A 9,437-nucleotide genomic window follows, 5' to 3' on the forward strand; every position below is an offset into this window, starting at 1 on the left:
TCAGAAGCTGCTAGCACGACAGGCGGCTCTGATCGCTTTGTTTAACGCCATCTCAGAAATCGTGCCCACCAAGCTCGCGATAGCAAGGCAGATGGGGACGGGCATGAGCCAGCAGCATATTCCGATCGGATCAGACCACCCGGATCGCTGCCATAGCGTGTCCGGAGCGGCGCGCTGAGACGATCGTGGTCACGCCGCGCGATAGCGGCGGCGTTTCGGCAATCTAGCGCGGAATCGAGCTGTTTGCTCCTGGCACGCAAAAAAGCCGCCCTTGGAGGGGCGGCTTTGAGCGCCGAAGATCGGCAACTTGTTGATTTGATTGCGGGGGTCTGAAACCATCGACGGTTACTTTGCTCCCATGGTGAGTAAATAGGTCGGCAATGCGCCAGGAGCCTACATTAGATCCTTGCTTGGAAGCGGACATCCCGTGCGCCGGCCAGGACGACTGACGTCGGTCCGCAGCCGTCAAGTCTGCGATAGAGGGCGGTGGAGCCGTCGAACCCCAGCGATGTGAGCTACGATTGACTGGCTCCACTCAGGATGAGCAGCGGGCGCGATCTCGGTACTTTCGCGAGGCCTAGCCGAGATCTTCTACGCTCTGGCGCTTAGTAGTCCCACCAGGCGGGCACCCAGCGAAAGAGCTTGCCCTCTGCCGCGACGCGCCCGACGGACGGGAAGGGCATATGCGTGGACACGAGCCAGGAGCCGGTCGTTGCCAGTTCCTGCATCAGGCGCAACCGAACGCGGGTCGCCTCCTCGGGATCGTGTTCGAAACCGTTATGCCATTCGGGATGGTCGAACGAGACCGGGAAGATGGCGTCGCCACCGAACATCAGCCTGTCGCTGCCCGATGCGATGCGGACCACGCTGTGCCCAGGGGTATGGCCTCCGGTGCGCGTGACGACCACGCCCGGCGCAACCTGCTGCTCCTGCTCGAATGTGCGTAACTCGGCATGGTACGTATCCAGGAAGCGCCTCGACGCATTCCTGGCGATCTCTGCAAGCGCCGGCGGCATGCCGGTGAGGGAGAAATCCGGCGCTTCCCAGAACTTGGCCTCCGCCGCGGACACATGGATCCGCAAGTCCGGACGCAGTTGCTCCTTCACCCCTTCGACCAGCAGCCCGCCGACATGGTCGAAGTGCATATGCGTCAGCACCACGTCGGTCACGGCAGCCAGGTCGACGCCCGCAGCGGCCAGCCGGTGGCCGAACAGCCCGGCCCGCGTGAAATCCGGAACTTCGCCGCCAATCCCGCTGTCGATGAGAATGGTCTGAGCCCCGCTGCGCACCACGACCGCATTCAGCGCCTAATCGAATGTGTCATGCGCCAGGAATGAACGGTCGAGCCACGCGTTCCGGGTCGCCGGGTCGGCATTGGTCGCCATCGACTCGGCCGGCGGCTCCAGGACACCGTCGCTGATCACGAGTACATCGATCTCGCCGACCCGCACGGCATAGCGCGATGGAACGAGGTCGTCCGGCCCCGGGCTGTCGTCGGTCTTAAAGGTCTTCATCGTTTGTGGCTGTCCCACAAGAGCCTCCTGGCAATCCTGCTACTGAGCCGTATCGGCCACCTTCTCGGCGGCAACGGCGTCGGCAAATAGCCTCGGAATTCGTGCCCGGCGGAATCAGGCAACGGTCTAGTCGATGCACACCAATGGATAGGAATGGGCCCTTCTGCACCCAGTATTGGATGGGCGCGTTCTCGCGTCGCCCGCACTCTTGCTTCCCGTGGCGGCCGAATTCGATGTGCTTGAGCGACGGGCCGTAGGACAGGAGACCGGCTTGACCGTGCGAACCTATGATTTGGTATGGCTCGCCCTATTCCTTGACCCAATCGACCGAAAAACGGGCTCCCAATAGCGTCCCCGGTGCCGTGAGCAGAGCGGCGTCATTAGGAGACAGTCATGAGCCTGGACATCGCCTCACGCCCAAGCAGGACAGGACCCGAGGAGCTCGTTCCATCGCGCTATGCGGTGCAGATCGGCGACATCGAGGTGCTGATCATCAGCGATGGCGTATTGCCGCTTCCGACGAAGATGTTGGGTCACAACGTCGCCGCGACCGAGCGGGCGACGTGGCTGAACGAGATGTTCCTGCCGCAGGATGCGTTCGACTGGTCGCTGAACGTGGTCGTGGTCCGCAGCGGCGACCAGACCATTCTGGTCGATGCCGGGCTGGGGCTGGACCCGAACCTGAACCTGCCCAAGGCAGGCCAGCTGATCAAGCGACTTGCGGCGGCCGGCATCGACCTCGCATCGGTCACCGACGTCGTGCTGACGCACATGCACATGGACCATGTCGGCGGGCTCCTGGTCGAAGGCGTGAAGGAGCAGCTGCGCCCGGACCTGCGGATCCATGTCGCGGCCGCCGAGGTCAAGTTCTGGGAAGCGCCGGATTTCAGCCAGGTCAACATGCCCGACGGCTTCCCGGATGCACTGCGGGCCACTGCGAAACGCTTCGCCCAGGAGTATCGCAGCCATCTGCAGCCGTTCGACGAGGAGCATGAGATCGCGCCGGGGGTGATCGTCCGCCGCACCGGCGGCCACACCCCCGGCCACAGCGTGGTCCGCCTGGCATCCGGCGGTGATCGGCTGACCTTCGCCGGCGACGCCGTCTTCACTGTCGGTTTCGACCACCCCGACTGGCACAATGGTTTCGAGCACGACCCCGAGGAGGCCGCCCGCGTCCGCGTTCGTCTTCTGACGGAACTCGCGGCGACCGGCGAGCAACTGGTGGCGACCCATCTGCCGTTCCCGTCCGTCGGCCGGGTAGCCGTCGACGGCAACGCCTTCCGCTGGGTCCCGGCCTTCTGGGACTACTGAACCTTTCTCGATCGAGCCGAACCGAGGCGCCTCCAGGGCATATGCGGTTCGGCCCAAGGCCGTCCCCACCGGCGCCGTTCGTCCGCGAGCCTGACGAACGGCGTGCCGCAGGGATAGCAGCGAACGGAGACATCAGATGAAAATCGTGATTATCGGCGGAACCGGCCTGATCGGTTCCAAGACTGCGGAGCGCCTGCGCCAGAAAGGGCATGACGTCGTTGCCGCCGCCCCCAATACCGGCGTCAACACGATCACGGGCGAGGGCCTGGCGGAAGCGCTGAAGGATGCCAAGGTCGTGATCGACCTCGCGAACTCGCCCTCCTTCGAGGACAAGGCCGTGCTCGAATTCTTCCAGACATCGGGCCGGAACCTGACGGCAGCGGAGACGAAGGCCGGCGTGAAGCACCATGTCGCGCTCTCCATCGTCGGCACCGACCGGCTGCCGGAGAGCGGCTATCTTCGTGCCAAGGTGGCGCAGGAAAGGATCGTCCGCGAGGCCGGCATTCCCTACACCATCCTGCGGTCGACCCAGTTCATGGAGTTCCTCGGCGGCATCGCCCAGGCAGGAACAGTCGGTGGGACCACCCATCTGTCGACGGGCAACCTGCAGCCGATCGCCTCCGACGACGTCGCCGATTTCGTGACGGAGGCGGCGTTGGCCGCACCGACCGATGGCATCGTCGAAATCGCCGGCCCCGAACGCGCGCGCCTCTGCGATTTCGTCGCGCGCTACCTCAAGGCGATCGGAGATTCTCGCACCGTCGTCCCCGATCCGGAGGCCCGCTATTTCGGGACCAGGCTGGAGGCCGGCTCGCTCGTCTCCGACAACAATCCCCGTATCGGCCGCATCGATTTCGATCGCTGGTTCGCGACGGCTCCCCGGAAGTAACGGCCTGCAGATGAGCCGGCCCCGAGCCGGCTCATCGGTTTCCTTCATGAAAGGACGATAAGCATGATCAGATCATTGGCACGTGCCGTTGCGTTGACGGCTCTCCTGTCTGCCCCGGCTCTGGCGCATGACACGCCTGGTGGCGGCGAAGGTGCGAAGGTCACATTGGTCTACGACCACGAACTGCCGAACGTACCAGGCAAGAGCATGAGGGGCGTACTCGTCGAGTACGCACCGGGCGGCTTTTCGGAGGGCCACACGCACCCGACTTCGGCCTTCATCTATGCGACCGTGCTCGAAGGGGCGATCCGCAGCCAGGTCAATGACGGGCCCGCCACGGTCTACAAGGCCGGCGAAAGCTTCTCGGAACTGCCGGGCGACCGCCACGGCGTCAGCGAGAACGCCAGCAAGACGCAGCCGGCAAAGCTGCTGGCCGTCTTCGTTGTCGATACCGCCCAGCAGGAACTGACGTTCCCGCTCAAGAAGTAGATGGGCTAGCCGGGCTTCGGCCCGGCGCAGCTCCTTTACAGCCCGGGCGATCGTGATCGAGGCGTTCCTTCATGTTCGGCGATGACCACACCATCCCGCTTGTCCTGATCAACGTCCTGGGACTTGCCGGCATCGTCATCTGGCACAGTCAGGGTTGCGACCGCCCGACAGGCCGCCTGATTGTCCAGATCCTGTTCTTCGCCGGCATGAGCCTGGTGCTCTACCTGGGCGGCATCGCTCCGCATCAGCCCGACGATGCCTATGCCGAAGGCCTGACCGCGCTGCTCTCCAAATCCGCCAGGATTCTCTGGTGGACCCATCTCGCCTGGACGATCATCGGCTTCATCCACATCTATGTCAGGCTGAACCGCAAGCCGCGGGAAGCGCACCTGATCCTGGATATGGCCGTTGCGGCCATCTATCTCGGCGTGGCGCTGTCGGTGATGGGCTTCGTCTTCGGCCTGCCGATCGCCACCCTGGTGACGACCTCCGGCGTCGTCGCGCTCATCCTGGGCCTGGCGTTGCAGAATACGCTCGGCGACGTCTTCTCCGGCATCGCGCTGACGCTCGGCAAGGCCTATGCCATCGGCGACTGGCTGCAGCTCAGCGACGGCACTGCGGGTCGCGTCACCGAAACCAACTGGCGCTCCACCAATCTTCTGACCGGGTTGAACAACATCGTCGTGCTGCCGAACAGCCTGCTGGCCAAGCAGAGCCTGACCAGCCTGAGCCGTCCCGACGAGTCCCATCTCATCACATTGGGCGTTCGCTTTACCGCCGGGCAAAGGCCGCGCATCGTCGAGGACGCCATGCGATCCGTGCTGGAAGCCAGCACCCGGATCGTCAAGGAGCCGCCGCCGGCCGTTGCCTTGAAGGGCATCGACGCGAAGGCGATCGAGGTGGAACTGCAGTTTCGTGTCGCGAGCCTCGCCACGGGGACCTCCGCCAGGAACGAGATCATCGACCTCATCCATGATCGCTGCGAAGCAAGCGGCCTTTCGCTGGCCGAACCGGCCTAGGCCTCATTCTTCACGACTCGATTTTCCGGCAAGTCATGGATTTCCATAAGTGCGGCTGCGGCGTCCCGGCGCTAGTTTCTGGTGAGCTAGCCAGTCGCGCCTTGGAAGACTGGTGCTAGACGAAGCTGTGACGGTTTCCAGGCATTCCGTCTCCGAAAGGGACAGCCGATCATGGTAGCAGCGCTTCGCCGAACGCCGCCGGCGTTGATGATCGTCTCGCTGGCTGTCGGTCTCGCGGCATGCTGGTCGACCGGGGCACTCTTCGGCGTCCTGGCTCCGCTGGGCGCATTTTTTCTCTATGCTCGGGGCTATTGGCTCCTGGCGCTCTGGATCGGGCTGCTGATCGCCTTCGCCGCGTCGGCCTTAGCTGCCCTGTTCTATCCGGGAGCCATAAGGGAAGCTGCGCTTTCGCTCGGGGCGCTTGTCGCTGTCGCCGCTTGTATCGGCCTGCTGCTTGTCCCCGCCCCGCTTCGTCGCGGCAACCATTCCGCTGTGCCGCGGCGACCAGAACCGGGGCAGCCGGAGGGGTTCGGGCCCGTTCCGGCGCACGGCGCGATCCACCCCGATGATCGGGCCGCGATCGCGCATGCCGCGGCCTACGCATTCTGGACGGGTGTGCCGCAGGTGACGGGCTACCGGCTGCGCCAGCCGGATGGCAGCTACCACTGGACGGAGCTGCGCGCCGAGCCGGGCTATGGCGTGAGCGTCGACGTCGACGCCATGGTCTCCCGACCGGATGATCGGTGGAGCGTCGCGGAATCCCTTGGAACGACCATGGAGGCGGTCAAGGCAGCCAAGGTGATCGAGAGCCTGCACGGCAAGGCCTGGGCCTTCGATGCGATGGGCAGGTTCACCTATGTCACGCCGGCCGCCCAGGTCGCGATCGACATGGCCCTGGAGGACCTCAACCGCCGCCTCGGCGAACGCGAATTCATCGACGGCGGCGAAGCCGGCTGGATGCGCGGCGTCCATCCCGACGATGTCGACAGGGCTGCCTCCACCCTGCGTCACTGCCTCAAGACTGGCGAGCCGTGGAACATTGAATACCGGATGCTGCGCGCGACGGGGCAATATGTCTGGCACCGCATCTCGGCGCGGCCGACGCGGGATGATGATGGCCAGATCACAGGCTGGTTCGGCACCTCGATCGATATCGACGTCTACAAGAAGACCGAGGCTGCCCTGCGCGCCAGAGAGCAACATCTGGAGCAGTTGATCGACACGGTCCCGGCCATGATCTGGAGCATGACCGGGGCAGGCCATCCCGTCTATCTCAATAGGCGGATGATGGAGGTGACGGGCGCCACGGCCGAGACCGTTACGGCTCCTGATGGGTCACTCACGCTCAAGAGGATGATCCATCCCGATTTTCTGGAGCAGGCGGAGCGGACATTCGCCCGATCCGTCACGACGGGAGAGCCGTACGCGATCAAATACCTGCAGCATCGCGCCGACGGCACCTATCGCTGGACCGAAACGCGGGCAGAAGCCCTGCGCGATGAGGCGGGGCAGATCATCCGGTGGTACGGCGTATCCGTCGATATCCACGACCTGATCACCACGCAGACGGAGCTGCATCTGCGCAAGCAGGAATTGACGCGGCTCGTCGATCTGGTGCCGAGCTTCCTTTGGCGGCTGACTCCAACTGGGGCGCCGAACTTCTTCAACCGCCGCTTCATCGATTTCCTGGGCCTTGACGAAGGCAGCCTCGAACAGCCCCAGACGGAGCAATATGCGGCGGCGCTGAAGGCCGCGGTCCATCCGGATGACGCCCCTCGCGTGTGGGCCGGTCTCAAGGATTGTCTGGGTAGCGGCCGGCCTTTCGCCATGCGCTATCGCTTGCGCCGCCACGATGGCGTCTATCGCTGGATGGATGGGCGCGCAGAGCCGCTCCTGGACGAGGACGGCAGCATCATCCAGTGGCACGGCCTGTCACACGACGTTGATGATCAATTGCGGGTGGAGGAGGCTCTCCGGGAAAGCGAGCGTTCGCTACGCCAATTGGTCGAGACGCTGCCCGCCCTCATCTACTGCGCCGCGCCGAACGGGGAGCCGATCTATCGCAGCGAGAAGCTGCGGGAATTTCTCGGCTTCGGGCTCGGCGACAAGGATGAGGAGGGCAAGACACGCCTGACCGGCACCCTCGACGCGATCATCCATCCCGACGATCTCCCCGACGTCAAAGAGAGATATGCGCATTCTCTGGCGACAGGCTCCCCCTATGCGATGAAGCATCGCCTCAGGCGGGCCGACGGTGCATACCGCTGGGTCGAGACGCGAACCGCTGCGATGCGGAATGCCGAAGGTGAGATCATCCAGTGGAACGGCATCTGCTTCGAGATCGAAGATCAGGTGCGGGCGCAGGAAGCGCTGACATTGACGCAGGAGCGGCTCGCACGCGCGGCACAGGCCGCGAGCCTGGCGGAGCTTTCCGCCTCGATCGCCCATGAGGTCAACCAGCCGCTCGCCGCGGTCGTCGCTAACTCGCATGCATGCCAACGCTGGCTCACCTCGGACCCGCCCAATCTGGAGCGGGCACAGAAGACCGTCGAGCGCATCATCCGGGATGCGAATTCCGCCGCCGACGTGGTCGGCAGGGTCCGTGCCCTGTTCAGGCAGACTGTCGAAGCGCGGAGCTTCTGGCAGCTCGACACCATCCTCCAGGAGGCCCGGGACCTGATGCTGGAAGAGGCGACCCGGCGGCGTATCCGCATCGAGATCGATGTCGAGCCGGGGCTGCCACCGCTGGCCCTGGACCATATCCAGATCCAGCAGGTTCTGGTCAATCTGATCCGCAACGGCCTCGAGGCGATGGAGCCGACACAGCGCGGGGCGCTTCATATCCGCTCGATGCGTGCCGGCGATCTCATCCGGACCGAAGTCCGCGACACAGGCGCAGGTATCAGCGCCCTAGAGAAGGTCTTCGAGCCGTTCTTCTCGACCAAATCCAATGGCATGGGCATGGGGCTGGCGATATCGCGCACCATCATCGAATCCCATGGCGGGCGTCTCTGGGCCGAGGACAATCAGCCGAGCGGCGCGACCTTCATCTTCACACTCCCTGCCGAGGCGAAAGCGGACCATGATCGTTGACGACACCATCGTGTTCATCGTCGACGATGACGAGGCCCTGCGCGAGGCGCTGGGCGAATTGCTCGAGGCCAACGGGGTCCGGTCGGCGCTGTTCAAATCCGCCGGCGACTATATCGGCGCCGACAAGCCCGATCTTCCGGCCTGTCTCATCCTCGATGTCGAGCTTCCCGATATCAACGGGCTCGAACTGCAACGGCAGATTGCGCGGGAGGACCATCCGCCAATCGTGTTCATCACCGGCCATGGCGACATTCCCTCATCGGTACGCGCCATCAAGCATGGCGCCGTCGACTTCCTGATCAAGCCGTTCAGCGATACCGCGCTTATGGCGGCGATCGGTTCGGCGATCGCGCAGGACCGGGAGACCAGGGCGAAACGTGCCGAGGTCGCGCTGCTGCGGCAGCGTTATCAGGAGCTGTCTCCGCGCGAGCGTGAAGTCCTGCCTCTGGTGGTGAGCGGGCTGCTCAACAAGCAGGCCGCGGCCGAGCTCGGCATCAGCGAAGTTACCCTGCAGATCCACAGAAGAAACGTCATGCAAAAAATGGCGGCGTCATCGCTCGCCGACCTGGTGCGAATTGCGGAGCGGTTGGCAATCCCGATCCAGCATTCGCGCCGGATGGGAGGAATATAGGCTTGCTCACGCACAAATACATCATAGCTGTCGTCGATGACGATCCGAGATTGCTCGAATCGCTCGAGGACCTGCTCGAATCCGCCGGCTATGCCGTTCGTAGCTTCCCGTCGGCGGCAGCCTTGACCCGGGCCGGTCTCTCCGGATTCGACCTCCTCATCACCGATATCGGCATGCCGGGTCTGGATGGCTTCGAGCTGCGCGACCTCGTGAAAAGGAAGCGTCCGGAGCTGCCGGTATTTCTGATCACCGGGCGCCATGAGATCGCCGATCAGATCAGGGCGCGTGCCGTGGAGAGTTTCTTCTGCAAACCTTTCGACGGCCAGGCCCTGCTCGCGGCAATCGCAGGTGCCCTGCGTCGGTAGCGCGTTTCCGAGCGAACAGACGCCGGTTTGCGTGAATACAAGCGACAAGTCGCGGAAAATGCTTCTGAGAGATGTGGAAGGTGAACATGATCATTGATCGCTCACTCTCGCCAAGGTCGAGGTCGC

The 9,437-nt window shown here is 64.0% G+C and carries 7 protein-coding genes and 1 pseudogene; 7 read left to right on the forward strand and 1 reads right to left on the reverse strand.

Annotated elements, in window-relative coordinates:
- Positions 1-605 precede the first annotated feature (605 nt).
- A pseudogene (locus ACQKLX_RS29105) lies at positions 606-1,514 on the reverse strand (MBL fold metallo-hydrolase).
- 393 nt (positions 1,515-1,907) lie between these two features.
- On the opposite strand from ACQKLX_RS29105, the gene ACQKLX_RS29110 reads away from it, so the two are divergent.
- The 7 genes from ACQKLX_RS29110 (at position 1,908) to ACQKLX_RS29140 (ending at position 9,311) form a co-directional block, all read left to right on the forward strand.
- Positions 1,908-2,825, forward strand: coding sequence for an MBL fold metallo-hydrolase (locus tag ACQKLX_RS29110; protein WP_427365046.1), 918 nt, complete (start codon positions 1,908-1,910; stop codon positions 2,823-2,825).
- A gap of 136 nt (positions 2,826-2,961) precedes the next feature.
- Positions 2,962-3,714, forward strand: coding sequence for an SDR family oxidoreductase (locus ACQKLX_RS29115; protein ID WP_427365047.1), 753 nt, complete (start codon positions 2,962-2,964; stop codon positions 3,712-3,714).
- Between the two features lie 63 nt (positions 3,715-3,777).
- Positions 3,778-4,203, forward strand: coding sequence for a cupin domain-containing protein (locus ACQKLX_RS29120; protein WP_326875928.1), 426 nt, complete (start codon positions 3,778-3,780; stop codon positions 4,201-4,203).
- 71 nt (positions 4,204-4,274) lie between these two features.
- Positions 4,275-5,222, forward strand: a complete 948-nt coding sequence (locus ACQKLX_RS29125) for a mechanosensitive ion channel family protein (RefSeq protein WP_427365048.1) — start codon at positions 4,275-4,277, stop codon at positions 5,220-5,222.
- Positions 5,223-5,429: 207 nt separating this feature from the next.
- Positions 5,430-8,315, forward strand: a complete 2,886-nt coding sequence (locus tag ACQKLX_RS29130) for a PAS domain-containing sensor histidine kinase (protein ID WP_427365049.1) — start codon at positions 5,430-5,432, stop codon at positions 8,313-8,315.
- Positions 8,305-8,946 (forward strand): response regulator transcription factor, encoded by a 642-nt coding sequence (locus ACQKLX_RS29135; RefSeq protein WP_427365050.1) that lies wholly within the window; start codon positions 8,305-8,307, stop codon positions 8,944-8,946. The genes ACQKLX_RS29130 and ACQKLX_RS29135 overlap by 11 nt, the downstream gene beginning before the upstream one ends.
- Positions 8,947-8,948: 2 nt before the next feature.
- The gene (locus ACQKLX_RS29140) at positions 8,949-9,311 is read left to right on the forward strand and encodes a response regulator (RefSeq protein ID WP_427365051.1); all 363 of its coding nucleotides are present in this window, start codon (positions 8,949-8,951) and stop codon (positions 9,309-9,311) included.
- The last annotated feature ends 126 nt before the right edge of the window (positions 9,312-9,437 follow it).

Origin of the sequence: Allobosea sp. NPDC003192 (assembly GCF_050275675.1) — a bacterium.
Classification (GTDB): domain Bacteria; phylum Pseudomonadota; class Alphaproteobacteria; order Rhizobiales; family Beijerinckiaceae; genus Allobosea.